The organism is Pseudomonas sp. S37 (genome assembly GCF_016658545.1).
Lineage (GTDB): Bacteria > Pseudomonadota > Gammaproteobacteria > Pseudomonadales > Pseudomonadaceae > Aquipseudomonas.
This window is the reverse complement of record NZ_JACVZC010000102.1, coordinates 1-24974: the sequence shown is the minus strand read 5'-3', so window position 1 is coordinate 24974 and position 24974 is coordinate 1. Positions and strand designations below refer to the sequence as shown.

Sequence of the window (24974 nt, the reverse complement as noted above, 5' to 3'; positions counted from 1 at the left end):
CAGGCGGCTTGATCACCGTAATCGGTGTCCGGAAAAACTTGACCAGAACAAGGCCGCTCCTACAGGGGATCGCGTTCGCCTGTAGGAGCGGCCTTGTGTCGCGATGGGCCGCAAAGCGGCCCCTGCCTTTACGCTTTCTTCACCGGCTGCTCATCAAACGCCTGCCAGCCACCACCCAACGCCTTGTACAGCCCCACCAACGCCTGCGACACCGCCGCCGAGCTGTCGATCCACTGTTCCTCGCTGGCCAGCAAGGCACCCTGCACCGTCAGCACGTTGAGAAAGTCCACCGCCCCTTCCACATACTGGCGCTGAGCAGTTTCCAGTGCGATGCGGTTCTGCCGCACGGCTTCGGCCAAATGGTCACGACGCAACTGGCTGGCGTTGTACAGGCGTAGCACATCGTCGATTTCATGCCAGGCACCCAACACCACCTTGCGGTAGTTCAGCGCCGCTTCCTGCTGCTGCGCCTCGCGCAGTTGCAAGGTGCCTTTGAGCCGGCCGCCTTCGAAAATCGGCAACGACAACTGCGGCCCGAAAGCGAAACGGCGCGAATCCCAGCCACCGAAGTCGGACAGCTGCATGGCCTGGAAGCCCATGCTGCCCGACAGGCGGATGCTCGGGTAGAAGTCTGCCTTGGCCACACCAATGCTGGCAGTGGCAGCATGCAGGCGGGCTTCGGCCTGGCGGATGTCCGGGCGGCGCTCGGCCAGCTCGGACGGCAAGCCGATAGCAAACTTTTGCTGCGGTGCGGGCAGCTCGCCGCCCTTCAACAATTCGGCCTGCAAGCTGCGCGGTGGCTCGGCGGCGAGCAGGCTGAGGGCGTTGATCAGGTCATCGCGGCGGGCTTCCAGGCTGGGCAGGCGCGACTCGATCGAGGCGACCTGGGCGCTGGCCTGGGCCACATCCAGCCGGGTTGCGACGCCTTCGGCCTGGCGGCTTTCAGACAGTTTCAGGCTGTGCTGGGCGACCTTGAGGTTGTCCTGGGTCACATCGATAGTGTGCTGCACCGCACGCAGCTGGATGTAGTTGCCGGCGGTTTCCGACAGCAAGGCCAGCAGCACGCCGCGGCGGTCGTTCTCGGCCACTTCGACCGTGGCATCGGCAGCTTCGACCTGGCGCCGCACGCGGCCCCACAAGTCCAGCTCCCAACCGGCCACCAGGTCGCCCTGCCACAGATTGAAGGCTTCTTTACCCGCCTTGCCGGACGGGTCGCTCAGGCCTTCGGCACTGTTGCGGGCGCGGCTGTAGCCGGCGTTCACATTCACCGACGGCACTTCGTCTGCGGCCACGGTACTGCGCAGGGCACGGCTTTGCAGCAGTCGCGCACTGGCCATCTGCAGGTCGAGGTTGCGCTCGGCAACCCGCTGGATCAAGGCACTCAGGCGGGCATCGTGGAAGGTTTCCCACCAGCGCAGTTCCAGCGGCTCGACCTGCGGCTGGCTGGCCGCTGCCTCGCCTTGCAGTGGCGCCCACTGTTGCGGTGCCTGGCTGTCGGGGCGCAGGAAGTCCGGGCCCATGGTGCAACCGGCCATGAGTGCGGCCAGCAGCAACGGGCTCAAGCGTAATGCCGGTTTCATCGTGCGCTTACCTCTTTGCCATCCAGCTTGTCGCCACGGGTATCGATGGTCGCTTCCACCGACATGCCCACACGCAGGCGGCTGAGCAGCGGCTGGCCATCATCGAAGACGATCTTCACCGGGATGCGCTGCACCACCTTGGTGAAGTTACCCGTGGCATTGTCTGGCTTGACTGCAGCGAAGGTCACGCCGGTGGCCGGAGCGATGCTTTCCACATGGCCTTGCAGCTTTTCACCGGAGAAGGTGTCGACGCTGATGCTCACCGGTTGGCCAGGCTGCACGTGGGTCAGCTGGGTTTCCTGGAAGTTGCCAACCACATAGGCCTGTTGCAATGGCACCACCGACAGCAGGCGCGTGCCCGGGTTGACGTAGGCACCGACACGCAGGGCGCGCTCGCCGACCATGCCGTCTACCGGCGCGGTGATGCGGGTGTAGGACAGGTCGAGCTGGGCCTTTTCCAGGCCCGCTTCGGCGCGTTTGAGCTGGCCATCGGCACTGGCCACTTGTGCGGTAAGGATGTCCACCTGCTTGCGCGCCGCCACCAGCGCGGCCTGCGCATTGGCCAGGCGGGCGCGGGCCTGGTCGACCCCGCTGCGCGCCTGCTGGGCGTTCTGCACGGTACCCGCGCCCTGCTCGGCCAGGCGGCTGTAGCGGTTGACCTCGTGGTCGGCGAACGCCGCTTCGGCCTGGGCGGCTTTCACGGCGGCTTCGGCCTGGGCAATCAGTGCAGCCTGGCGTTCAAGGGTGGCGCGGGCATCGGCACTTTGCGCCTGGGCCACCAGCAACTGCGCCTGTGCGGCGTCCAGTGCGGCCTGGTAGTCACGGGCGTCGATGGTCGCCAGCAACTGGCCGGCCGTGACCAGCTGGTTATCCTCCACCAGCACTTCCTTGATGAAGCCTGCCACCTTTGGCGCGACCACGGTGTAGTCGGCGATCACATAGGCGTCATTGGTGCTCTGGCGGTGGTCACTGCCGAGCATCCACGGGCCGACGATGCCAGCCAGGACAGCCACGGCCAGCACCGAGCCGATGAACAGGGTTTTGCGGTTGTTGGTCATTTCAGGGGTCTCGAATTCATCCAGGGTTCAGGCCACCGCACGCGGCGGATAGACCCGGGTAGGCACGAAAGGAATCAGGCAGATCAGGGCCACGGCGATGCCGGCCATGACCAGGTAGAGGTCGGCCGAGGTCAGCACCAGCGCCTGGTCGTGGATGCGCTTGGCCAGGCCAGCGGCATTACCGTCGACCAGCGGGGCGTTGCCCAGGCTGTCCACCAGGTGGTTGGAATGAAAGTGCCGGCGCAGGGTGCCCAAGGCATCCAGCAGGCCACCGGCGATCACCGCCGCCAGGCCTTTTACGGTGTTGAACCAGCTGGAGGCGAACGGGCCTTCCTGCGGGGTCATGCCGTTGGTCGACAGCATCAGCAGTGGCAGCACCGCCATTGGCTGGCCGAACACCTGCAGCAGGTAGAACGGGTAGAAGTCGCCACGGATCCACTCGCTGGTCAGCAGGCTGCTGCCCACGCAGGACACCGCCAGCATCGCCAGGCCAATGCCCAGCACCCAGCGGCAGTCCACTGCGCGGATGTTGCACAGCGCTGCGGTCAGCGGCAGGGCAATCAGCTGCGGCATGGCCACCAGCATCATCAACGGACTGGTCTGCGCCGGGCGGTAACCCTGGATCTGCGCCAAGTAGGCCGACGGAATGCTGCCCACACCGGACAACACGATCAACACGCCGGCCAGCGTCACCAGGGCGAAACTCAAGTTGCGCCGCGACAGCATACGCAGCTGGAAGAACGGCAGCGGCTCGGACCATTCGTTGTACATGAACAGCACCAGCAACAGCAGGCCACCGCCGAGCAGCCAGCAGATCAGTGGCGAGTCGAACCACCCCCAGCGATCACCCAGCGACAGGCCCAACACGATGCAACTGATGGCCGGCAGGCCGAGCAGCACGCCGCGCCAGTCGAACTGTTTGAAACGCTCCAGGCGTAGCGGGTCCTGGGGCAGGCCCCAGCCGACGCAGAAGATGGCCAGTGCCGAAGGCAGGATGATCTGCCAGAACGCCCACTGCCAACCGACGTACTCGGTCCACAGCCCGGCCAGTGGTGTGCCTAGGTTGGGGCCGAAGGTGGCGGTTAGGGCGTAACAGGCCAGGCCGTAGACCTTGATGCCCGGCGGCAGGAAGCGCAGGGCCACGCTCATCAGCATCGGCGGCAAGGCGCCAGAGGCAAAGCCCTGCAGCACGCGCAACAGCATCAGGCTGTGCAGGTTGGGGGCGAACGGTTGCAGCAGGCCGAGCACGGCGAACAGGCCAATGGCGCTCATGGTGAAGCGGCGCAGCGAGAAGGTGGTGGCCAGCCAGGGCGCAAAGGCCATGGCCGAAACCGAAGCGGCGCTGTACACCGCCAGCAGCCAGGCGCCTTCGTCGGCACCGATGCCCATGGCCCCGCGGATGTCGGCCAGGGAAATCTTGGTCACCGACTCGTTGAGGCCGGCACACAGCACGGCCAGCAGCACACCGAACAGCCCGACCACCACCTGCAGGCCGAACGCCGTTTGCGCAGGCGCTGCCGGCGCGGGGGCGGCGGCAATGGCGGCAGACGGGGCGGACAGGGAACTCATGGGAAGACATCTCCAGCAACAAATTTACGACTGGAGCAAGTCTAAGAAGGTGGAATGCTGACGAAAACTGAATTCTCGGTAGTGTTATGTTGCGTCAGACGCAATCCACCTTGAAATCGAGTGGCCTGGTGCGCGGGTACAGCGACCCTGTAGGAGCGGGTTTACCCGCGAAGAATCCAACCCGGTTTCAAGGGTCAATCCCCCCACAGGCCTTAAGCGTCTGCCGCAGCCAGCGGTGAGCCGGGTCATTGTCGAAGCGCGGGTGCCAAGCCTGCTTCACGTTGACCTTTTCCAGCGGCACGGGGATCTCGAAAGACCGCAACGGCAGTTTCAGCCTGTTCACACTGTTAAGGATGTTGGCCGGTATGGGCAGGATCAGGTCCGAGTCCGGCAACGAAAACATGGCTGAATGGAAGCTTGTGGTAATCAGTGCCACCCGCCGCTCCACCTTGTGGGCGGCCAGCGCCAAGTCGATCGGCCCGTTGGCGCGCCCGCGGCGTGACACGCTGATCTGTGGGTAGGCGGCAAAGCGCTGCGGAGTAATCGGCGCATTGAAGATGGGGTGCCCTTCACGCGCCAAGCCCACGAAGTAGGTATTGAACAGGCTCTGTACCTTGATTTCCGGGCCCAGTTCGACAGCTGAACTGATGATCAGGTCGATCTGGCCGTTACGCAGCACCGCGTCATCGTCGCCACTGCCTTCCGGCACAAAACGCAGCACCGTGCGCGGTGCCTGGGCCAGCATCATGCGCAGCAACTGGGCACCGTACAGGGCGATGAACAGGTCATTGGTGCGGATGTTGAAGGCCCGGTCCAGGTTGACCAGGTCAACATCGTCACGGCTGCGGAACACTTGCCCGGCCTGCTCCACCAGGCCATGTACCTGCTCGCGCAGCGCCAGCGCCCGTGGTGTCGGCACCAGACCACGGCCGGCGCGCACCAGGATCGGGTCACCCAGGGCATCGCGAATGCGCCCCAGCGTCCGGCTCATGGCCGCCGGGCTCAGGTTCATGCGTTGCGCCGCACCCACCACGCTGCCTTCGTCGAGCAGGGCATCGAGGGCGACGAGCAGGTTCATGTCCGGGAGTTGCATGGCCGTTTTCCGTTACAGCTGTGGGAAGGGCGATGGTAGCAGGTTGCTGGATTGCACCAGGCGCAATGCGCTCGTGCGTGGTGGGGCATTTATTCTGGGTGAGGTTTGAGCCAAGAATAATGTATGGCAGGTTCGGCCTCTTCGCGGGTAAACCCGCTCCCACAGGTTCACTACAGTATTCAGAACCTGTGCAGTCACTGTGGGAGCGGGTTCTCCCGCGAAGAGGCCGGCCCAGACCACTACATTCCATCAAGGATCCTGTATGCCCAGCCCCGTCCTGATCGCCATCGATGCTTCCCCCGCCTCCACCGCCCTGCTCACCCTCGCCCGCCGCTACTGCCGCCCCGCCGAGCACGAACTGCACGTGCTGCTGGCCATCGATTCCACCTTCGCCGTGCACGAGCAACCCGCGCCCTACACCGCAGAAGAATTGGAGGAATACCCCGCCGCCTGCGAGGAGCAGCACCAGGCCGACGACGCGGTGGCCAAGGCGGTTGCCGAGTTGCAACAGGCCGGCTTCGCCAGCCAGGGCTGCATGGTAGCCGGGCAACCGGTCGAGGCCATCGTGGCCAAGGCACAGGAGTTGAACTGCGAGCTGATCATCATGGGCCACCGCCACCTGTCGCGGCTGGGCCGGTTGCTGGACCCGTCGATCAGTGCCAAGGTGATTGATCGGGTTGAGGTGCCGGTGTTGGTGGGGGCGGCGTGAACCGCTGATCAGCCGGGTAATGCGTTTGCATTGACCAGACAATGCAATCGCATTACCTTGATGGACGTTGATGGACCTCAATGGACATGCGCTATGGCTACCACCTTCGAAGTCGAGTCCACGCTGACCGATCGTTACCAGACCACCGTTCCTGAAACCGTGCGTCGTGCCTTGGGTTTGAAAAAACGTGACAAGATTCATTACTCGATTCGCCCTGACGGCGGGGTGATACTCACCCGCGCAGAGGCAACCGAGGATGATCCGGTGCTGGGCCAGTTCCTGAGTTTTCTGGCCCACGACATCGCAACAAATCCTCAACGGCTGCAGGTTGTCGATGCTGACCTCATCGCGCGCCTCGACAAGCTTGTCGGCGACGCGGAGGTCGATCTGGATCAACCTCTGTCGGCGGATGATGAATGAGTGATGCGAAAAAGACGCCTCTGGTTATTCATGGATGGACTGTATTTGCCCACCCGCTGTTCCTGGCCAAGCTCGACGCACTGAGCGTTCAAGTTCAGGTCCAGATGCAGAAGGACCCAACGGGTTACACGAAAAAGAATGCTTATAAGCGGCTGGCAGCCATCAAGCGGTTAGCGTTTGATGTAATCCCTCAAGACCCGACAAAACCTGAGTACCGCCAGGGTGCAACGCTTGGCGGTGATCACAAGCACTGGTTCAGGGCGAAGTTCTTCCAGCAATACCGCTTGTTCTTTCGCTATCACACTGCCAGCAAGATCATCGTGCTGGCCTGGGTCAATGATGAGTCGAGCAAGCGCGCCTACGACAGCAGCGACGACGCTTACAAGGTTTTTCAGAAGATGCTGCTAACTGGCCATCCACCAGACGATTGGGACCAGTTACTCCGAGAGTCTCTGGGCGATTGAGCCCAATCGCGCATGCGCAACAGCTAACACGGGCAGGCGCACAGCGTACCTTGTGGGAGTGGGAGTGGGAGTGGGAGCGGGCGCGTCGAGGCGTCGAACCGCCGCGAACACCGGCGCAGCCGGTGCCAGCCACGCGTTGGATTCTTCGCGGGCATGCCCGCTCCCACAGGTCCAGAGCTGTATTCAAAGGCGGTGCAGTTCCTGTGGGCCAGAATGGCGCCGCAGGTCACCCCTCGCTCGGCTTCACCACCACCGTACACGTCGTCCCCGCCGCCAGCAAAAACCCTTCCGGCACTTCATCAATGTGAATGCGCACCGGCACCCGCTGCGCCAGGCGTACCCAGTTGAAGGTCGGGTTCACGTCGGCAATCAGCTCGCGGCTCTGCGGGTTGTCGCGGTCATAGATGCCGCGGGCGATGCTCTCCACATGGCCCTTGATGCGCTCGCCGCTCATCATCTGCAACTCGGCCTGGTCGCCCACTTTCACGTGCGGCAGTTTCGTTTCTTCGAAGAACCCGTACACCCAGAACGAATTCTCGTCGACCACCGCCATCACTGCTTCACCCGTGCGCGCGTAGTCGCCCTTGTGGATATTCAGGTTGGTCACATAGCCGTCCACCGTGGCCACGATGTGGGTGCGCTTGAGGTTCAGCTCTGCGGCAGCCAGTTCGGCGAGGGCTTGCTGATAGTCGGCCTGGGCGGAGTTGGCGATGTTGCTGGCGTCGTCGCGGTTTTCCTTGGAGATCACCAGGTTGTCCATGTCGGCACGGCGCTTGGCATTGACCTTGCGCATGTCCCAGGTGGCCTTGCGCGAGGCGACCAGCGCCTTGGCCTGGTCGACGGCCAGTTGGTAGTGCTCGGGGTCGATCTGGATCAGCAGGTCGCCCTTCTTCACCCGCTGGTTGTCCTTGACCGGTACGTCCACCACATAACCCGGCACGTCGGCGGCAACGTTGATGATGTCGGCACGCACCCGGCCGTCACGGGTCCATGGGGTGGTCATGTAGTGCAGCCACAACTGGCGACCGATGGCCACGGCAGCGACCAGCACCAGCAGGGTGGCGATCAGGCTGAAGAACTTTTTCATCGAAGGTTTCTCACCAGTAGACAGTAAGCGCCATGGCGCCGAACAGGCAGACGAACAGGCTCAGGCGCAGCAGCGCCGGGTGCCAGAAGAAGCGGTAGCCATCATGGCTGGCAATGAACCGGTCCAGGCCCCAGGCCAGGCCCAGGGCGAACAGGAACATCAGGGTCATGGTGGGCATGTACACGCCATGGAAGGCGATTTCACGGGGCATGCTTTCAGGGAGCATCGTGCAGTCCTTTCGCCGGTACCAGCGGCGACTGTGGGTCAAGCAGGGAAGAACGGATGAAGTGCAGGTAGCTTTGCGCACGGCGCAGGACCGAGGTGTCGAAGTGCCGGGCGAACGGCTCGTCGGTGGCCTGCACGCGGGCGATGGCGTGGTCCACCGCCACCAGCGCACGTTCGTGGTTGCTGGCGCTGGGCTGCAGGAACAGCCGCGCCAGGGCACGGCCCATCACGCGGATGGCCTGGCGCCAAGGCTGCGACTCGGCATAGGCCGGGTGCACCGGTGCGCGGGCCTGCTCCTTGCGCAGCTCGATGACGGCGTGGCCTATTTCCAGCACGGTGAACATCCAGCCCATCAGCTCGCTCTGTACTTGCGGCTTGCCGGCTGCCAGGCCATAGGCCTGGTGCAGCAGGTCGCGGGTGCGGCTTTCGAAGGCCGTGCCGATACCGCGCAGGCGGCCGCTGATGGCCAACAGCACCTGTTCGCGCAGCGCTTGCTCCAGGCGGCTCCACAGCCAGCGGCTGTTGGGCGGCAGGATGATCGCCCCGGCCGCGGCACAGACGAACATGCCGATGACCATGCCGATGTAGTCGTTGATGAAGCTGTACGGGTCATACACAGTGAGGTTGTTGGGTACCGAGCCAATGGCGAAGAACACCAGCAGGCCGATGCCGTAGCCCGCGTAGGCGGGCCGAGACGACAGGAATGCACCGAGCACGAACACCGGCGCCAGCACCATGCACAGCAGCGGGAAACCATCGATCCAGGGGAACACGAAGAAGGTTTCGAAGAAGCCGACGAAGGCGCCAATGGCCGTGCCGCAGGCCATCTGGAACGACATACGCTTGGGGTTTGGTGAGGCAGCAGAAAGGCCCACGGTAACCGTGGCGATCAGGGTCATCATGGCGCCGCTGGGCCAGTCGCTGAGCAGCCAGTAGCTGCCCAGCAGCAACAGCACTGCCGAGGCGCGCACCCCGGCGGCGGCCGACACCAGCCAGCTGGTCTGTGCCACGTAGGGTTCGTCCCATTGCTCGCGCTCGTGCTTGTGCGCGGCCAGCGAGGCGTGGGTTTCGGCGTAGCTGAGCATTTCGTCGACGAAGCGGTACAGCAGCTCGAATGCGGTGTGGAAGTCGAGTTGGTCAGCCTCGCTGGGCGCGGTCGCCAGGTACTCGGCACGCAGGCCGCGCACCTGGGCCTGCAGGCCTTCCTTGTAGGCGGCCAGCTCCAGGGTCAGGCGCAGCGCATCGGCGTCGGTCAGCGCCCGGCCCACGTAGGGTTGCAACAGCTCCACCAAGGTATTCAGGCCCGGTTCGATGGCACTGACGATCTGCAGCGGGCCACGCGCACGCAGGCGTTCCAGCAAGCGGTGCAAGGCGTTGAAGCGGGTGGTGATGGCCATGAACTCGCTGTTCATCCGCACCAGGCGACCAGAGCGGCGGCGCATATGCGGGTCTTCGAAGGCGGTGACGTTGCGCAGGCTTTCAAGGCCCACCGCCTCGGTAATGAAACGCACGTTGCTGCTTTCGAAACGGTCACGCTGACTGTCGCCGCGCAGGGCCTCGACCACCACCCCGGCGAACACGCCAAAGCGTTGGTACAGGGCGTTGCGCATGGCAGCACTGGCCGACTGCGGCAGGATTGCGGCGCTGACAAAGGTCGACACCAGGATGCCCAGGGCAATTTCCAGCACCCGCCATACCGCCGCCATGAACGCCTGGTCGGGGTGCTGCAGCACCGGCAGGCCGATCATCGCAGCGGTGTAGCCGGCCAGCACAAAACCATAGGCACGGAAGGTGCGGTAGCGCATGGCACCGGCCGAGCACAGCCCCACCCACAGCGCCAGGCTGGGCAGGAACAGCTCGGTGTTCTGCGGGAAGATGGCGATCAGCGCCACCATCATTGCCGAACCTGCCAGCGTGCCAAGCACCCGGTAGAAACTCTTGGCGAACACATGGCCGCTTTGCGGCTGCATGACGATGAACACGGTGATCATTGCCGTGCGCGGCTGCGGCAGCTCCAGGCGCATGGCCAGCCACAGGGTGATGAACGCGGCGGCCAGCACCTTGAAGATGTACACCCAAGTGACGCCGTCGGTGCGCGCCCAGGCAAAGAAGCCCCGGCGCCATTCCAGGCTTTGCAGCCAGCGCACGGGCAAACTGGAAGTGCTCATTCGGCGTTATCCGGCTGCTTGTCGAAAATGGCCAGGGTCGCCGGGGTTTTAGGCGCGGCTTGGCGTTTTTCTTCAGGCACATCCTGGCCAGCCTGCAGGCCGCCGCCCAGGGCAGTGACCAGTTCGGCATGGGCGATCAGCCGCGCGGCCTGCACCTGCTGCTGCACCTGCTGCTGGCGGAACAGCAAGGTCTGCGCATTGAGCACATTGAGGTAGTCGGTAAGGCCACGCTGAAAGGCGACCATGGCGATGTCGTAGGTTTTCTGCGCAGCGGCGACCGACTCGGCGGCAAAGTGCGACTGCTCTTTCATCGACTCGCGGCGGATCAACTGGTCGGAGATGTTCTTCAGCGCACCGACCACGGTCTGGTTGTAACGCGCCACGGCCACGTCGTAACCGGCCGAAGCCACGCCCAGTTGCGAACGCAGGCGGCCACCGTCGAAGATCGGCAAGCTGATGGCCGGGCCGACGTTGTAGTTGAACTTGCGCCCGGTGAGGAACTCCAGCGGGCCGCCGCCAGTGGCCATGAAGCCCAGGCTGCCAACCAGGTCGACGTTGGGGAAGAACCCGGCGTGGGCGACGTCGATGCCACGCGCCTGCGCGGCCACCTGCCAGCGGCTGGCGACCACGTCGGGGCGCTGGCCGACCAGTTCGGCAGGCAGGTTGGACGGCAGTTTCAGCGGTGCGGCCAGGGCAAGGGTCGGGCGCTGCAACTGCGCGCCCTCCCCCGGGCCTTTGCCAGCCAAGGCCGCCAACTGGTTGCGGGTCAGGGCGATTTCTTCGTCAAGGCTGTCGAGCTGACGGTGGGTTTCCGGCAGCGGCGCTTCGGCCTGGCTGACTTCGAAGTGGGTACCGATACCGGCATCCAGGCGGCGCTTGGCCAGGGCCAGAATCTGCTCTTGCTGTTCCAGTTCGGCCTTGACGATATCGCGCTGGGCAAAGTGCAGGCTCAGCTGGATGTAGGCACGCACCACGTTGTTCTGCAGTTCCAGCTGCGCCTGGCGGGCTTCGGCCACGCTCATGTGCGCCTGGTCCACGGCCTGCTCGCTGGCATTGCGCTCACGGCCCCACAAGTCGAGGGCGTAGCTGAAGCCGATGGCAGCGTTGTTGTCCCAGGTGTTGGCACCGGACAGCGCGCCAGGGCCGTAGAACTGGTCTTCAGGCCAGTTGTGGCGCTTGAGCGTGGCCTGGCCGTTGGCCTGGAGCTTTTCAGCCGACTCGACCACACCGGCCATGGCCTTGGCTTCGCGCACCCGCGCTGCAGCCATGGCCAGGCTCGGGCTGCCGGCCACGGCCAGGGCCAGCCAGCGGTCCAGCTGAGGGTCGCCATAGGCGTGCCACCACTGCTGGTCGGGCCAGTGGGCGTCGGTTGCGGCTTCGCGAATGGCCGCGTCGGTGGTCAAGGTATTGGCTTGCAGCGTCTTGCTTTGCGGGGCAATGCCCCAGGTTCCGATACAGCCGCTCAAGGTGAGGGCAAGGGCACAGGCACTGAACGCATTGAGCGTTCTGATGATGCGACGCGGCACAGCTGCGATTTCCCGAGGAAGTGGTGAGGGGGCCGGGCAATTCTAGGGGGCTGCAGCACTGGCGATAAGCGCAGATTCCTGCGAATCTTTGTTACCAAAACAGCGATAATCCGCCTTTGGTCGAAGGCAAGTTTTCATAACTTTTGCGTTACTTCGTGACACAATTTTGTCCTCTACATCGAGAGTGACCCATGGACACCCTGCAAAACATGCGTGCTTTCAGTTGCGTAGCCCAATTAGGCAGCTTTACTGCCGCTGCGGCGCAACTGGATACGACCACCGCGAACGTGTCGCGGGCGGTCTCCAACCTGGAAGCCCATCTGCAAACAAGGCTGCTCAACCGTACCACCCGCCGCATTGCGCTGACCGAGGCCGGCAAGCGCTACCTGATGCGTTGCGAACAGATTCTTACCTACGTGGAAGAAGCCGAGGCCGAGGCCAGCGACGCCCATGCACGCCCGGCCGGGCAGCTGAAAGTGCATTCGATGACCGGTGTCGGCCAGCATTTCGTGGTCGATGCCATCGCCCGCTACCGCGAATCGCACCCCGACGTCACCTTCGACCTGACCATGGCCAACCGCGTGCCCGACCTGCTCGACGAGGGCTACGACGTGTCCATCGTGCTGGCCACCGAGCTGCCCGACTCGGGGTTCGTCTCGCAGCGCCTGGGCATCACCTACAGCATCGTCTGCGCTTCGCCCGACTACATTGCCCGCCACGGCGGGGCGAACAAGCCTGCCGACCTGCTCAAGCACGCTTGCCTGCGTATGGTCAGCCCGGTGATCCCGCTGGAAAAGTGGCTGTTCGACGGCCCGGAAGGCCAGGAGATGGTCAACATCACCAGTTCGCCGTTCATGGTCAACACTGCCGACGCCATGAAGACGGCCATTCGCAGTGGCATGGGCGTGGGCGTGCTGCCGATCTATTCGGCGATAGACGGCCTGCGTGACGGCAGCCTGGTGCGGGTACTGCCCGAGTACCGCCTGCAGGAGTTGAACCTGTACGCCATCTACCCGTCGCGGCAGTACCTGGACGCCAAGATCAAGACCTGGGTCGAGTACCTGCGCAACTCGCTGCCGGAGATTCTGGCGGCGCATGAGGCGGACCTGAAAACCCATCAGGTGCTGATCGCCAACTAAAAAGCTGCTGCATTGCGGGGGCGGACAATGGTAGGTTGCTAACCATTGCCGGCCTCTTCGCGGGTGAACCCGCTCCCACAGGTACAGCGCAGCCCTCGGGCCTGTGCGCTCCCTGTGGGAGCGGGTTCACCCGCGAAGAAGCCCCCACCGCCCCCACGCCTTGCAGAGAAGTAGCCCGATGAAAAAGACCGTCCTGGCCTTCAGCCGTATCACCCCGGCCATGGCCGAGCGCCTGCAGCAAGACTTCAACGTTATCCTGCCCAACCCCAAGCTGGGCGACATCAACGCCCAGTTCAACGAAGCCCTGCCCGAGGCCCATGGCCTGATCGGCGTTGGCCGCAAGCTCGGCCGCGCCCAGCTTGAGGGCGCAGCCAAACTGGAGGTGGTGTCCAGCGTGTCGGTCGGCTACGACAACTACGACCTGGACTACTTCAACGAACGCGGCATCGCCCTGACCAATACCCCGGATGTACTCACCGAAAGCACTGCCGACCTGGGCTTCTCGCTGGTCATGGGCTGCGCCCGCCGTACCGCCGAGCTGGATGCCTGGACCAAGGCCGGCAACTGGCAGGCCACCGTGGGCCCGGCCCATTTCGGCAGCGATGTGCATGGCAAGACCCTGGGCATCGTCGGCATGGGCAACATTGGTGCAGCGGTGGCGCGCCGTGGCCGTTTCGGCTTCAACATGCCGATCCTGTACAGCGGTAACAGCCGCAAGACCGCGCTGGAGCAAGAGCTGGGCGCGCAGTTCCGCAGCCTGGATCAGCTGCTGGCCGAAGCCGACTTTGTGGTCATTGTGGTGCCGTTGTCCGATGCTACCCGCAAGCTGATCAGCACCCGCGAGCTGAAGTTGATGAAGCCAAGCGCGTTTTTGATCAACATCGCCCGTGGGCCGGTGGTGGATGAGGCCGCGCTGATCGAGGCGCTGCAGAACGGCACCCTTCGCGGCGCCGGGCTGGATGTGTACGAGAAAGAGCCGCTGAGCGATTCGCCGCTGTTCAAGCTGCCCAATGCGCTGACCTTGCCGCACATTGGCTCGGCCACGGCTGAAACGCGCGAGGCCATGGCCAACCGGGCGATGGACAACCTGCGTGCGGCGCTGCTGGGTGAGCGGCCGCGCGATCTGGTGAACCCGCAGGTGTGGAAGGGCTGATATCTTTGCAGGCAGCTTGGTCACTCAAGCTTGCCTGCATCTCACGCCGATTTAAGCAGGAGTTGCAACAGAATCACCTGGCCGTGCTGGCCATCTCCAGCAACCCGTTCACACTTTACCGATCTCGCAACTGGCCGTTAGCAACACCAAAACTCGTCATGCAACTAGTAATTTTGCCAGTTGGCCTGACCCAAAACTGCCCATAAGCTGAAAACCCTTCAATCAGCCGAGGCAAGCATCATGTCCACGAAAAAGAGCTTTGATGATTTTGTAACCTGGGCGACCACCCCCGCCGAGTCAGGCCTCAGGTTGTATGGGTGGAGCGCACTGGTTGCCAGTGATATCGATACTCTTAACCAGAGTTGGGCTGACCTTGAAAATTCAGCGCCTCCAGAGGTAACAGAACACGTCAAAACGAACCTCCGAAGCGGCGGGGTAAACGCTTTATACTTAAACAGCAGACTGGAGCGGCCCTTCCTAAACTTTGACCGCTTGAAACCCGAAGATAATGTCACTTTACGCTGTCGCATTCAGTCCCAAGCCGTCTGCAGTCTTCGCAAAGAAGAAGGTTCACCTAGCGCAAAAATCACCTCAATAAACCTGACGCAGTCACCAACCTCTACGCTTTACATCCACACCCACGAACCCCGCCTGAATTATACTTCTGAAAACAATGTAGCCCTCCAGTGGGACGATGCCGCATACGAAATCAAGGGCTCACACAATAATGACTTGGCCGGCCTTTACGAAGAATACTTTAAAAGAAAGCCCGACAAAACTGTAGACCTCGGACGTTTCACTCCTGAAAGCGGGGGTATCATCAAACCGCTATCTTTCACAACTCACGTGGACAGTAAAAATGACCAAGTAATTGCCTTGATTAATCTTGGGCAAGCCGGTGGAATTCCTAGGGATCAATCATTCCAGGTCGAAGGCCGGACCGCCACATCTTTGGTGGACCGCAGGGCGAGCCCTTCAGTGGCCCCTGCGGATATGGCGCAACTGCCTCGTTTACTGGCTCCACATCAGGCTTATTCGATCGAACTAGCACGTACAGACACCCCGAAAGATCACGTTGCTGCCTATCGTCTCGAATCTAAAAAAGCAACAGCCCCAACGGCAACCATCGCGACATATGATCTCTACCCGCTATCAGCTGCAACGTACAGCGGAGGCACCACTAAACTATCAGTATTCCCACTTCCTCCTGTGAAAGTGGAATGGAAACTTAAACCGGGCAGCCAAGGCACGCTGGCGCCTCAAGGTGATGATTGGATTTACCGCTCACCTAACACACGCGATTTTTATATTGATGTCGCTACAACGGAAATTGAAGGCCAGCTGTACGAGTCCGTTTTCGTAACGCGACCCGAAAAACCTGTCGGGATTTTGAAATTCTCCAAAAAACTTAACAACCTTCAGCTGACATTAATTATCAATGGAAGTGAAATACCCGCTGACAAAGTCGATTGGAAAGTCGTTCATGGCACTGGCCACGTAAATAACGACGGTACTTTCATCCCAAAAGCCACTGGTGGCTCCTTGTTTTCTGTGATTTCTGCTGTCACAGAACCTGTCCCAGGCTTACGCATAGAGGCTTGCGAAATCATTCCCATCTCTTTAACCAGCGTTGATGAGTTTCTCGAGATGACCAACTATTAAATAGCACAGCGGCCTTATCTCGGATTCTTTGCAGACAGCTCAGATACACAGTGAAATCAAGTGCTCCGCATATCTCTAAGATTAAGGCCGCTACCTATGCAAAGTCATTGCTTGCAAGCCGTTAACACTCCGTTGACATTGGTCCGTTGCTTGCAGAACATCAGCACATTCCCAGCCACCAGCGGGAACAGCACCTTGCAGTACGTTGCCCGCTCAGGCCCCATGCGCCCGACCAGGGTCAGGGATGCCACCCGCAAGGCCATGGCCAATCGGGCGATGGACAACCTGCATGCGGCGCTGCTGGGTGAGCGGCCGCGGGACCTGGTGAACCCGCAGGTGTGGAAGGGCTGATAGTCTCGACTGCCTGCACCGGCCTCTTCGCGGGTAAACCCGCTCCTACAACGGATCGCAATACCTTGTAGGAGCGGGTTTACCCGCGAAGAGGCCGGTACAGGCAACCCATTACCTATTTGGCCACCACAACTCCCTCAGCCACCTGGGCCTTGGGCTTGCGAAACACCAGCACATTCCCCGCCATCACCGCCACCAGCCCCAGCAACGCCGGCGCCGTCCATTGATACCCCTCGGCCACCGCCGACACATTCAACGCCACCAACGGGAACAGCACCGTGCAGTACGCTGCCCGCTCCGGCCCCATGCGCCCGACCAGGGTCAGGTAGGCCGTAAAGGCTATTACCGACCCCGGCACCACCAGGTACAACAGCGAGCCGATATACCGCGCATTCCACTCCATGCTGAACGGCACGCCGCTGACCACGCAGAACGTACCCAGCATCAACGCGCCGTAGACCATGCCCCAGGCATTGGTGGTCATGGGCCGGAGCCCGGCTTTCTGCTGCATGCTCGACAACATATTGCCGGCTGAAAAGCACAGCGTGCCGAGCAGGGCCAGACCAAGCCCGTACAGGGTCTCGCGGCTGGCCGCGTGGTGCGAAAGCTCGGGCCAGAACAGCAGGCCCAACCCAAGCAGGCCCAGGGCGCCGCCGCCAAGCACATTGCTGGCGATTTTCTGGCCGAAGAAGATTCGCGCATTCAGCGCATTCCACAGCGTGGCGGTGGAAAACACCACGGCGATCAGGCCGCTGGCGATCCACTGGCTGGCGCTGAGGAAGCAGATGAAGTTGACGCAGAACAGGCACAGGCCCTGGGCCAGGCAGATCTGGTGACCGCGCTTGTTCATCGGCTGCAGGCGGCGGGTGAGCAGCAGGAAGGCAAACAGGATCAGGCCGGCCAGGGCGAAGCGGTAGACGATCGAGACCGGGATGGCGACCACGCCCAGTTGCAGTTTCAGGGCGATCCAGGTAGTGCCCCAGATCAAAACGGTGAGCAGGTAGAGAGACAGGTTCATGGCGGTGATTCCTTGGGCCTTTCGAGATCGGTGCCCGGCGCTTCGCGGCTAAAGCCGCTCCCACAGGGACCGCGCCCCTCTCGAAACAGACACGGTCCCCGTAGGAGCGGCTTTAGCCGCGAATCGAGGGCACAGCCCTCGCCAGTGCAATCAGTGTTCGCCCTGCCCGGCACTTTGCGCTTGCACAAACTTGCGCATTTGTCCGCCTGGTGGCTGTACGCAAGCCCAAGGCGCAGTAGGATGGGCTTCAGAGGAACCCGCCATGACGCCATTCACTCAGCTGCAAGTGTTCAATGCCATGCACGCCTCGCCCCACGCCCGCCTGGAGCTGAGCGCGCACCTGGGCGACGGGCTGTCGGCGGCGTTGTGGAGCAACCGCAACGATGCCCGCGACTATCAGGCGCCGAGCCATCACACCCTGTCGTGCTACATCGCCGACGGTACCGGCACCTTCCGCCGCCAGCGCCCGGCCGACAAAGGCGCACCCGACAAGCTGTGCGTCATGCCGGCCGGCCAGGAATCGAACTGGGTGGTGAACGGTGAGATCCGCCTGGCGCACCTGTACGTCAGCGAAGCGCAGTTCGCCCTCGGCTGCGTTCGCCTGCTCGACCGTGAGCCACGCGAATTGCAGTTGCAGGAAGCGACCTTCCTCGACGACCCGCAGCAGGCCCTGCGCTTTCGCCAGCTGATCACCCTGGACTGGGACGAACCCGGCGAGCGCCTGCTGGCCAGCAGCCTGGCGCATGAGATCGTCGACCATGCGCTGCTCAGCCAGGTCGGGCTGCGCCAGGGCCTGCGCCTGAAAGGCGGGCTGGCACCCAACCTGCGCCGGCAACTGGTCGACTACATCGAGGCGCACCTGGACCAGCCGATGACTCTGGGCGAGTTGGCGCTGCGCTGCAACCTGTCCGAATACCACTTTGCGCGCATGTTCCGCGCCAGTTTCGGGCTACCGCCGCACCAGTACCTGCTGGCCCGGCGGCTGCACCGGGCTTGCCAGTTGTTGCGGCTGGGGGTGATGCCATTGGGGGAAATTGCCCTGGTGTGCGGGTTTGCCAGTGCCAGTCATTTCAGCAACCGGTTCCGCCAGGCGTTGGGAGCCACACCAGGCGAGTACCGTCTGGCCATTCGCGGCTGAAGCCGCTCCCACAGGGACCGCGCCATTCTCCATGGCAACGCCATTCTCCGTGGCAACGCTGTCCTGTAGGAGCGGCTTTAGCCGCGAAGAGGCCGGTACAGGCCGACTCAGAACTCAAAGGTACTGGACAGGCTCACCTGCCGCGCATCCCCAACCGCCACAAAGTACTGGTTCACCGCCGAGCTGTAGTACACCTTGTCGAACAGGTTCTTCACGTTCAACTGCAACAGCACCTTGTGCTCGTCCAGCCTGGTCTCGTAACTGGCAAAGGCATCAGCCACGGTATAGGACGGCAGGTCGAAGGTGTTGGTCGAGTTGCCGCTTCGCTCCCCCACATAGCGCGCCCCCGTGCCGATACGCAGGCGGTCACCGCCGAACAGGCTGCCGTAGTCGTACACCGCCGACAGCGAGCCGGTGTGGCGGGCCACGTTCTGCAGGCGGTTGCCTTTCAGGTCCGGGTCCTTGGTCACCTTGGCATCGGTGAAGGCATAGCTGCCGATCAGGCTCCAGCGCTCGCCAAGCTGGCCGGTCAGGTCCAGTTCGACACCACGTGAATTGACTTCACCCGCATTACTGTAAAGCGTTTCGCCAGTACCACTGTCGAAGTTGGCCACCAGCACATTGCGCTTGGTGATGTCGAACAGCGCCAGGGTACCGGTCAGGCTGCCTGGCATATCGAGCTTGGCCCCCACCTCCCACGACTTGCCTTCCTCCGGGGCTACCGACGAATCCAGCACCACACCGCCGGTGAGCGGTGCGATGCTGGAGTTGGGCTTGAACGACTCGCTGTAGCTGCCGTAGAACGACAGTTGGTCGTCGACCTTGTAGACGATACCGGCATGCGGTACCCAGGCCTGGTCACTGGTATCGGTGTTGGCCTTGAATGGGCGGCCACGGCCTGCGTACTGATCGTATTGCTGGAAACGCGCGCCCGCCACCAGGATCCAGTGATCGTCCAGGTGTAGTGCGTCCTGCAGGAAGATCGCATCGGTGCGCAGCTTGTCGGTCTGGTCACTGTCGCTGGCACGTACTGCAGTACCTTCTACTTCCTGGCCGTAGACAGGGTTCACGTAGCTGAAAGTCGACTGGGCGGTCTGACGGATCAGGTCACCCCGGAAAATCTTGCGGTCTTCGTGATCGACGCCGAACAGCAGGTCGTGCTGCATACCGGCCAACTGCACGTTGCCGGCCAGGCTCAAGGTCGCGAACTGGTCACGGCTCATGGCGTTGTGGGTGCCGTCTATGCTGCGGGTCAGGGTGCCCTTGGCCTCGTTCACCCCGGTAACGCGCACCTGGCTGGCATCGTAGGTCTCGCGGTTGAAGCTGTAGCCGAAGTGCAGCTTCCAGTCATCGGCCAGCTGGTGGTCGACCTCCAGGCGATACAGGTCGGAGCGCCCTTCCATGTCGTTGAACGGCTCGTCCAGGCGCCGTGTGGCTGGAATGTCCAGCGGGTGGCCGTTGCTGCCAAACGCCGTGCCGCGGTCGAACGGGTAAAGGAATTCGCGGTGCTCATAGGCCACTACCACCTGGGTATCCTCACCCAGCCAGGCCAACGACGGCGCCACCAGCGATTCGCGGTGCACGCCGAAGTTGCGCCAGTAGTCCTCGTCTTCGTGGTCGACGATCAGCCGATAGGCAAAGTTGCTGTCCCCCAGCGCACCGGTGCTGTCGAACCCGCCGCCACTGCCGTTCTTGCCACTGCCATAGGTCGAACCACGCCCGGTCAGCGCGTTGTACTGCTCAAGCTGCGGGCGCTTGCTGACCACGTTGATCACCCCGCCCGGGTCCTGAATGCCGTACAGCAGCGAGGCCGGGCCCTTGAGCACTTCGACCCGTTCGGTGCTGGCGTTGAGGCTGCGGCCCTGCACGATGGGCATGCCATCGCGCATGATCGAGCCGTCGCGGTTGTCGCCAAACCCACGCTTCATCACCGTGTCGGAGGTGCCGCCGAAGTTGTTGCCCTGGGTGATGCCGCTGACATTGGCCAGGGCATCGTCGAGGTTGCGCGGGGCCTGGTCGCGGATGACCTGGGCCGGGACCACGTTGATGGCCTGGGGGATGTCCTGGTTCGGGCCCTGGCCGCGCATGATCGAGGCACTGGCCGGGGGCTGGTAGCTGAAGGCATCCAGTTGCGAAGTGACGGTAGTGGCCTGCAGGTTGAGGGCGCCCGAGGTGTCCAACGTTTCCAGGGTCAGGGTGCGCGCGTCGATACGCCGCCAGGCCAGGCCGGAAGTGCCCAGCAGCTGCTGCAGCGCCTGCTCGGCACTGTAGCTGCCGTTCAGCGCCGGGGCCTGCACGCCGGGCAGTTCGACGGTGTAGACCACACTTTGGCCCGTGGTGCGGCTGAAAGCATTGAGGGCCTGGGCCAGCGGCTGGGCCGGCTGGGCGAAGGCATAGGCCTGCTGTTGCTCGGCAGCGCTGGCCTGGGGGGCGGCGGCGATGGCAGGCAACAGGGCAAGGCCGAACCAGAGGGGGACGCAACGCGGGGAGAACTTCATGGACGCTGACCTGTGAGAGGGATATTACTGCGAATGAATCGCACTACCACTCATTACACGGATGCCACGTCCTGTTACCTCATCCGCTTTTTGAAAATATTTTTTCTGTGCCGGCCTCTTCGCGGGTAAACCCGCTCCCACAGGTACAGCACTGCTCTCAGACCTGTGCAATTCCTGTGGGAGCGGGTTTACCCGCGAAGAGGCCGGTACATGCGACTACCGGATCAGCGTCAACCGCCCCAAAACAGTCTGCCGCGAAAAGCCCATCACCTTGCCCAGCGAATCCAGCGCCAGCAGTGGCTCGGCCACCGGGAAACTGCCACTGACCTTGCGCTGCCCCAGTTCACCATCCAGCAACAGGATCCGCCCCGGGTAATAACGCCCCAGGTCTTCGACCACCTGTGCCAGCGGCACCTGGTAGTAATTCAGCCAACCCTGGCGCCAGGCCAGACGGTTGTCGCTGTCCACCGCCACAGTTTCGCCCATCCGGCCCGCGCCATAGGCCACCTGCTGGTTGGCCGTCAGCTCACGCGCCACGTCGCCCGCTACCGGGCTCACCGCCACCCGCCCGCTGCGCACCGTCACCTGGCTGCCCTCGCCCTGCTCGCGTACCTCGAACTGGGTACCCAGCACCCGCACCTCACCACCCCCTGCTTCGACCAGGAACGGTGCGCCGGTATGGGTAACCTGGAAAAACGCCGCGCCATGCAGCAGGCGCACACGGCGCTCGCCGTGGCTGAAGTCGACCGCTATCGCGCTCCCTGCATCCAGGGTCACCTGCGACTGGTCTTGCAAGGTCACCTGGCGAACCTGCCCGGCACTGCTGTAGTCGGCCTGCAGGTCCTGCAGCCAATAGCCCGGGTGCCAACCACCGGCAACACTGATGGCCAGCACCAGGCAGGCAGCCACCGCCATTGCCGCAACCCGCGCACGCCATGGGTGCCTGGCTGCCGGCCTGGCCATGGCGTCCAGATAACGTTGCAGGCTGTCATGCTCTTCTTCAGCCAGGCGCGACGCGGGCACGGCGGTCTTCTGCCATAGCGCCCGGGCCTGGTCATAGGCTGCGCGGTGCCCGGGCTCGGCCAGCAGCCAACGCTTGAACGCCGCCCCTTCGGCTTGCGCAGGCTGCTCGTTGATGCGGCTGAGCCATTGCAAAGCCGCTTGCGACTGCGCCTCGGTGATCGGCGGTAAACGGCTCATCAACGGGCACTCCGTGGCCGGCGTGGGGTGGGCGCGGGCTCGGCAATACTCGCCTTGCACGCTTCGAGGGCGCGCATCATATGCTTTTCCACGGCGCTCTGGGACAGTTGCATGGCCTTGGCGATTTCGCCGTACTTGCAGCCGTGGACGCGGTTGAGCAGGAAGATCTGCCGGGTACGCTCGGGCAAGGCGCGCAAGGCGGCCTCGACGCGCTGCAAATCGTGGTCGACCTCCAGGGCCTGCTCCGGGGCCAGGGCCATGCTCGCCTCATCCACCGGCACAGCCGCTTCGGCCACACGCTCGCGGCTGCCTTCGCTGCGCAGGTGGTCGATGGCCAGGTTGCCGGCGCAGCGCAGCAGGTAGGTGTCCAGCGCCTCGACCTTGACCTCGGGGCGGCGCCAGAAGCGCAGGAACAATTCCTGGACCAGGTCCGATGCCGTGGCGCGGCAACCGACCCGGCGGCTGACCAGCGCTTCCATGCGCGCTCGCTGGGCCTGGAACACCTGGACGAAACGCGCCCGCCCGCCGGCGCTGTCGGCGCCGGGCTCGTTGATATCCCCGTGCTCGCTCAAGGGTTCACACGGCAAACACGGCCAGCAACGGGCCCAGCAGCACACTGACGGCGGCCAGGCCCAGCAGCAGGCGTGGCTGGTACGGCAGGCCGAACACCCACAGGGTCACCCCGGCCATCATCACCGCCGTCCATTCCACCAGGCCATGGGCCCAGCCACGCAGGTGCACGCTGAGGACCAGCGACAGCGCCAGCAGCAGCCAACCGGCGATACGCAACAGGCGCAGTTGCCCGGGCCGCGGCTTGCGCCCGAGCAGGTCGCTGAAGTGTTTTTCCATGGCCAGGCACAAGGCCACGAAGCCGGCAAATGCGATTAACGCGTGACCCAGCATCAGCTTGCCTCCGCAGGTTCAGCCGGCGGCTTTTTTGCCGCACGCGTCGCACGCTTGGCTACGGGTTTTGGGCTGCGCAGCATCTTGCTGGCCAGCCAGGCCAGGAACAGCCCGGTGCCCAAGGCGGTCAGGTCGAAGCCGGCCATAGCCCAGTCACCTGCCGCCAGCGAATGATTGAGGCCACGGTCGGTGGTCAGCCCATTGAGCACTGGCAGCAAGGCAAAGGCCAGTGCGCCCAGTGCCAGTTGCTCGCCCCATGCCCGCCGCCCGCTGCGCAGCACGGCATGTACCAGTGACAGGCCCCAGGCGATGAAGAAGGCGTTGACCTCCCAGTCGGAACGGCCCTCGGCAGCGGCCGGGATAAGCCGGTTGGCCCAGAAGAAGCCCGCCACTGCCAGCAGCAGGCCGCTCATGCTGGCGATATTGAGCACTTCGACCAGGCGCAGCTCGCCCGGCATGTGCTCGCTTTTGGCATGCTTGAGCTGGCGCTTGCCCAGCCACATGACCAGGCCGGTGCCGATCACCGCAGTACCGGCAATGCCAAAGAAGAAGTACAGCCAGCGCAGCCAAGGCCCGGCAAAGTTGCCCATGTGCAGGCCGGCGAAGCTGAAGGCGGTCATCATGGCCCCGCTCTCCGGCTTGCCTTGGCCCAGCAGCGCACCGCTGGCGCCATCGAAGGTCCAGTTGGCGCTACGCCGGTAGGCCACGTGGTCGGCGGACGACTGGGTGAAGGTGACCCGTGCATTGCTGTCGCCCGGGTTCTGCACCTGGATGTTGCCAATACGCGCACCGGGCTGCAGCGCCTGCACCTTGGCATACAAGCCTGGCAGCGCGACCAGCGGCGTGGCCAGCTGGGCGGCCTTGGGCGCATCGTTGCGGCCGAACAGGTCGTTGAAGTACTTCTCGGTGTCATTGCCATAGCTGGCCATGATGCCCGCCGGCATCACCATGTACATGAACAGCACCAGGCTGCTGTAGCTGATCATCAGGTGGAACGGCAGCACCAGCACACCAATGGCGTTATGCCCGTCCAGCCAGGAGCGCTGGCCCTTGCCGGGGCGGAAAGTGAAGAACTCCTTGAAGATCTTCTTGTGGGTGATGATGCCGGTGACCAGCCCCAGCAGCATGATGAAGGCGCAGAACGTCGACAGCCAGCGGCCAAACGGGTACGGCATCTGCAGCTGGAAATGGAAGCGGTAGAAGAACTCGCCACCGCGGCTGTCGCGAGCTTCTACCGGTTGGCCAGTCTGGGTATCGAGGGTCTTGCTGACAAAGCCGCGCCCCCCGCCATTGGGGTCGCGATAACCCACGCTCAAGGCCGCTTCGCGTGCATTGGGCATACGGATGAACCAGGTGCCCGAATGCCCGGCATTTTCCTCCAGGTAGTGCTGGGCCATCGCCAGGCTGTGCGCCGGGTCGAGTGCATGGCTGCGCACTTCAGGCTGCGTCCAGTGAGTGATCTCGTCCTTGAAGTACGACATCGTGCCGGTCAGGAAAATGGCGAACAACAGCCAGCCAAAGATCAGGCCGGTCCAGGTGTGCAGCCAGGCCATGGCCTGGCGAAAGCCTTCTTTCATGGGTTTTTCATCCAGTAGGCAACGCCGCTGATCAGGCCCAGCAGCACGCTTGGCGCCAGCACGCCCAGCCACGCGCGCCAGGCGCTGCGGCAGGCGAAACACCAGATGAACGCCAACAGGTAGAAGACGAACGATAGCAGCAGGCCGGTGAGCGTGGCATCGACCTTGGGCATGGGGGCCACCAGGGCGACACAGACACTGGCCACGGACGCCAGCAGGTAGCCGCCCAACAGCGCGGCCAGGCTGCGTGAAGCCACGGCCAGGCGATAGCTGAGCGGGAGGCCGGCGGTTTTACGCGTCATGGCGAAGGTCCGGGCGTTTTCGGGGGTGCAATAATAATGATTTCAATTCTCATAAGCAAAACTCTTCAAGCCTGCGCCTGCTTTTGTAGGAGCGGGGGGGGGGGGGGGGGGGGGGGGGGGGGGGGGGCGGCGGG

General features: G+C 63.3%; 22 protein-coding genes and 2 pseudogenes. 8 read left to right on the top strand and 16 right to left on the bottom strand.

Features of this window, described 5'->3' with window-relative positions:
• Positions 1-128: 128 nt before the first annotated feature.
• The 4 genes from IAE39_RS23100 to IAE39_RS23085 all read right to left on the bottom strand — a co-directional run bounded on the left by IAE39_RS23100 (position 129) and on the right by IAE39_RS23085 (position 5300).
• On the bottom strand, positions 129-1580 hold the full coding sequence (locus IAE39_RS23100; RefSeq protein WP_201206846.1) for an efflux transporter outer membrane subunit: 1452 nt from the start codon (positions 1578-1580) through the stop codon (positions 129-131).
• Complete coding sequence (locus IAE39_RS23095; protein WP_201206845.1) at positions 1577-2638, bottom strand: HlyD family secretion protein; 1062 nt, start codon at positions 2636-2638, stop codon at positions 1577-1579. The genes IAE39_RS23100 and IAE39_RS23095 overlap by 4 nt, the downstream gene beginning before the upstream one ends.
• Before the next feature lie 27 nt (positions 2639-2665).
• Entirely contained in the window at positions 2666-4207 is a 1542-nt protein-coding gene (locus IAE39_RS23090; protein WP_201206844.1) for an MFS transporter, read from the bottom strand.
• Between the two features lie 187 nt (positions 4208-4394).
• Positions 4395-5300 (bottom strand): LysR family transcriptional regulator, encoded by a 906-nt coding sequence (locus IAE39_RS23085; RefSeq protein ID WP_201206843.1) that lies wholly within the window; start codon positions 5298-5300, stop codon positions 4395-4397.
• Between the two features lie 262 nt (positions 5301-5562).
• Between IAE39_RS23085 and IAE39_RS23080 the strand changes: the two genes are divergently transcribed.
• The 3 genes from IAE39_RS23080 (at position 5563) to IAE39_RS23070 (ending at position 6893) form a co-directional block, all read left to right on the top strand.
• Positions 5563-6009, top strand: a complete 447-nt coding sequence (locus IAE39_RS23080; RefSeq protein ID WP_201206842.1) for a universal stress protein — start codon at positions 5563-5565, stop codon at positions 6007-6009.
• Between the two features lie 93 nt (positions 6010-6102).
• Positions 6103-6429 carry a type II toxin-antitoxin system PrlF family antitoxin gene (locus IAE39_RS23075; RefSeq protein ID WP_201206841.1) on the top strand — a complete coding sequence of 109 codons (327 nt, stop codon included), beginning with the start codon at positions 6103-6105 and terminating at the stop codon, positions 6427-6429.
• Positions 6426-6893, top strand: a complete 468-nt coding sequence (locus tag IAE39_RS23070) for a type II toxin-antitoxin system YhaV family toxin (protein ID WP_201206840.1) — start codon at positions 6426-6428, stop codon at positions 6891-6893. The genes IAE39_RS23075 and IAE39_RS23070 overlap by 4 nt, the downstream gene beginning before the upstream one ends.
• 226 nt (positions 6894-7119) lie before the next feature.
• Here the strand turns inward: IAE39_RS23070 and IAE39_RS23065 are convergent, their stop codons facing one another.
• The 4 genes from IAE39_RS23065 to IAE39_RS23050 are packed head-to-tail and all read right to left on the bottom strand — an operon-like array spanning position 7120 to position 11899.
• On the bottom strand, positions 7120-7980 hold the full coding sequence (locus IAE39_RS23065) for an efflux RND transporter periplasmic adaptor subunit (protein WP_201206839.1): 861 nt from the start codon (positions 7978-7980) through the stop codon (positions 7120-7122).
• 10 nt (positions 7981-7990) lie between these two features.
• Positions 7991-8191 carry a DUF1656 domain-containing protein gene (locus tag IAE39_RS23060; RefSeq protein ID WP_009685040.1) on the bottom strand — a complete coding sequence of 67 codons (201 nt, stop codon included), beginning with the start codon at positions 8189-8191 and terminating at the stop codon, positions 7991-7993.
• A gap of 4 nt (positions 8192-8195) precedes the next feature.
• On the bottom strand, positions 8196-10373 hold the full coding sequence (locus IAE39_RS23055) for an FUSC family protein (RefSeq protein ID WP_201206838.1): 2178 nt from the start codon (positions 10371-10373) through the stop codon (positions 8196-8198).
• The gene (locus tag IAE39_RS23050) at positions 10370-11899 is read right to left on the bottom strand and encodes an efflux transporter outer membrane subunit (protein WP_201206837.1); all 1530 of its coding nucleotides are present in this window, start codon (positions 11897-11899) and stop codon (positions 10370-10372) included. The genes IAE39_RS23055 and IAE39_RS23050 overlap by 4 nt, the downstream gene beginning before the upstream one ends.
• Before the next feature lie 191 nt (positions 11900-12090).
• On the opposite strand from IAE39_RS23050, the gene IAE39_RS23045 reads away from it, so the two are divergent.
• From IAE39_RS23045 to IAE39_RS23035, 3 genes are all read left to right on the top strand, one after another.
• Complete coding sequence (locus IAE39_RS23045) at positions 12091-13038, top strand: LysR family transcriptional regulator (RefSeq protein WP_201206836.1); 948 nt, start codon at positions 12091-12093, stop codon at positions 13036-13038.
• 178 nt (positions 13039-13216) lie between these two features.
• The gene (locus IAE39_RS23040) at positions 13217-14191 is read left to right on the top strand and encodes a 2-hydroxyacid dehydrogenase (RefSeq protein WP_201206835.1); all 975 of its coding nucleotides are present in this window, start codon (positions 13217-13219) and stop codon (positions 14189-14191) included.
• A gap of 240 nt (positions 14192-14431) precedes the next feature.
• The gene (locus IAE39_RS23035) at positions 14432-15853 is read left to right on the top strand and encodes a hypothetical protein (RefSeq protein ID WP_201206834.1); all 1422 of its coding nucleotides are present in this window, start codon (positions 14432-14434) and stop codon (positions 15851-15853) included.
• 155 nt (positions 15854-16008) lie between these two features.
• Here IAE39_RS23035 and IAE39_RS30175 read toward each other — a convergent pair.
• Positions 16009-16101 (bottom strand): annotated as a pseudogene (locus IAE39_RS30175) (EamA family transporter); the annotation flags it as partial.
• Position 16102: 1 nt separating this feature from the next.
• Here IAE39_RS30175 and IAE39_RS23030 point away from each other — a divergent pair.
• A pseudogene (locus IAE39_RS23030) lies at positions 16103-16204 on the top strand (bifunctional glyoxylate/hydroxypyruvate reductase B); the annotation flags it as partial.
• A 115-nt stretch (positions 16205-16319) separates the two neighbouring features.
• On the opposite strand, the gene IAE39_RS23025 reads toward IAE39_RS23030, so the two are convergent.
• Complete coding sequence (locus tag IAE39_RS23025) at positions 16320-17222, bottom strand: DMT family transporter (RefSeq protein WP_201206833.1); 903 nt, start codon at positions 17220-17222, stop codon at positions 16320-16322.
• A 262-nt stretch (positions 17223-17484) separates the two neighbouring features.
• Here IAE39_RS23025 and IAE39_RS23020 point away from each other — a divergent pair, with 262 nt between their 5' ends.
• Positions 17485-18360 (top strand): helix-turn-helix domain-containing protein, encoded by an 876-nt coding sequence (locus IAE39_RS23020; RefSeq protein ID WP_201206832.1) that lies wholly within the window; start codon positions 17485-17487, stop codon positions 18358-18360.
• Positions 18361-18467: 107 nt separating this feature from the next.
• Here IAE39_RS23020 and IAE39_RS23015 read toward each other — a convergent pair whose 3' ends face one another.
• From IAE39_RS23015 to IAE39_RS22990, 6 genes are all read right to left on the bottom strand, one after another.
• Positions 18468-20858: a TonB-dependent siderophore receptor gene (locus tag IAE39_RS23015; protein ID WP_201206831.1), complete on the bottom strand. Its 2391-nt coding sequence runs from the start codon at positions 20856-20858 to the stop codon at positions 18468-18470.
• A gap of 216 nt (positions 20859-21074) precedes the next feature.
• Entirely contained in the window at positions 21075-22058 is a 984-nt protein-coding gene (locus IAE39_RS23010; protein WP_201206830.1) for a FecR family protein, read from the bottom strand.
• On the bottom strand, positions 22058-22630 hold the full coding sequence (locus IAE39_RS23005; protein WP_201206829.1) for an RNA polymerase sigma factor: 573 nt from the start codon (positions 22628-22630) through the stop codon (positions 22058-22060). Before IAE39_RS23005 ends, IAE39_RS23010 begins: the two co-directional genes overlap by 1 nt.
• Before the next feature lie 4 nt (positions 22631-22634).
• Positions 22635-22961, bottom strand: a complete 327-nt coding sequence (locus tag IAE39_RS23000) for a DUF3325 domain-containing protein (RefSeq protein ID WP_201206828.1) — start codon at positions 22959-22961, stop codon at positions 22635-22637.
• Positions 22961-24538, bottom strand: a complete 1578-nt coding sequence (locus IAE39_RS22995) for a PepSY-associated TM helix domain-containing protein (protein WP_201206827.1) — start codon at positions 24536-24538, stop codon at positions 22961-22963. The genes IAE39_RS23000 and IAE39_RS22995 overlap by 1 nt, the downstream gene beginning before the upstream one ends.
• The gene (locus tag IAE39_RS22990) at positions 24535-24840 is read right to left on the bottom strand and encodes a DUF3649 domain-containing protein (RefSeq protein ID WP_201206826.1); all 306 of its coding nucleotides are present in this window, start codon (positions 24838-24840) and stop codon (positions 24535-24537) included. Before IAE39_RS22990 ends, IAE39_RS22995 begins: the two co-directional genes overlap by 4 nt.
• Positions 24841-24974 lie beyond the last annotated feature (134 nt).

Excerpts from the sequence above, each read along its gene's own strand:
- IAE39_RS23100 (WP_201206846.1), bottom strand. The coding sequence starts at position 1,580 with ATGAAACCGGCATTACGCTTGAGCCCGTTGCTGCTGGCCGCACTCATG.
- IAE39_RS23095 (WP_201206845.1), bottom strand. The coding sequence starts at position 2,638 with ATGACCAACAACCGCAAAACCCTGTTCATCGGCTCGGTGCTGGCCGTG.
- IAE39_RS23090 (WP_201206844.1), bottom strand. The coding sequence starts at position 4,207 with ATGAGTTCCCTGTCCGCCCCGTCTGCCGCCATTGCCGCCGCCCCCGCG.
- IAE39_RS23085 (WP_201206843.1), bottom strand. The coding sequence starts at position 5,300 with ATGCAACTCCCGGACATGAACCTGCTCGTCGCCCTCGATGCCCTGCTC.
- IAE39_RS23080 (WP_201206842.1), top strand. The coding sequence starts at position 5,563 with ATGCCCAGCCCCGTCCTGATCGCCATCGATGCTTCCCCCGCCTCCACC.
- IAE39_RS23075 (WP_201206841.1), top strand. The coding sequence starts at position 6,103 with ATGGCTACCACCTTCGAAGTCGAGTCCACGCTGACCGATCGTTACCAG.
- IAE39_RS23070 (WP_201206840.1), top strand. The coding sequence starts at position 6,426 with ATGAGTGATGCGAAAAAGACGCCTCTGGTTATTCATGGATGGACTGTA.
- IAE39_RS23065 (WP_201206839.1), bottom strand. The coding sequence starts at position 7,980 with ATGAAAAAGTTCTTCAGCCTGATCGCCACCCTGCTGGTGCTGGTCGCT.
- IAE39_RS23060 (WP_009685040.1), bottom strand. The coding sequence starts at position 8,191 with ATGCCCCGTGAAATCGCCTTCCATGGCGTGTACATGCCCACCATGACC.
- IAE39_RS23055 (WP_201206838.1), bottom strand. The coding sequence starts at position 10,373 with ATGAGCACTTCCAGTTTGCCCGTGCGCTGGCTGCAAAGCCTGGAATGG.
- IAE39_RS23045 (WP_201206836.1), top strand. The coding sequence starts at position 12,091 with ATGGACACCCTGCAAAACATGCGTGCTTTCAGTTGCGTAGCCCAATTA.
- IAE39_RS23040 (WP_201206835.1), top strand. The coding sequence starts at position 13,217 with ATGAAAAAGACCGTCCTGGCCTTCAGCCGTATCACCCCGGCCATGGCC.
- IAE39_RS23035 (WP_201206834.1), top strand. The coding sequence starts at position 14,432 with ATGTCCACGAAAAAGAGCTTTGATGATTTTGTAACCTGGGCGACCACC.
- IAE39_RS23025 (WP_201206833.1), bottom strand. The coding sequence starts at position 17,222 with ATGAACCTGTCTCTCTACCTGCTCACCGTTTTGATCTGGGGCACTACC.
- IAE39_RS23020 (WP_201206832.1), top strand. The coding sequence starts at position 17,485 with ATGACGCCATTCACTCAGCTGCAAGTGTTCAATGCCATGCACGCCTCG.
- IAE39_RS23015 (WP_201206831.1), bottom strand. The coding sequence starts at position 20,858 with ATGAAGTTCTCCCCGCGTTGCGTCCCCCTCTGGTTCGGCCTTGCCCTG.
- IAE39_RS23010 (WP_201206830.1), bottom strand. The coding sequence starts at position 22,058 with ATGAGCCGTTTACCGCCGATCACCGAGGCGCAGTCGCAAGCGGCTTTG.
- IAE39_RS23000 (WP_201206828.1), bottom strand. The coding sequence starts at position 22,961 with ATGCTGGGTCACGCGTTAATCGCATTTGCCGGCTTCGTGGCCTTGTGC.
- IAE39_RS22995 (WP_201206827.1), bottom strand. The coding sequence starts at position 24,538 with ATGAAAGAAGGCTTTCGCCAGGCCATGGCCTGGCTGCACACCTGGACC.
- IAE39_RS22990 (WP_201206826.1), bottom strand. The coding sequence starts at position 24,840 with ATGACGCGTAAAACCGCCGGCCTCCCGCTCAGCTATCGCCTGGCCGTG.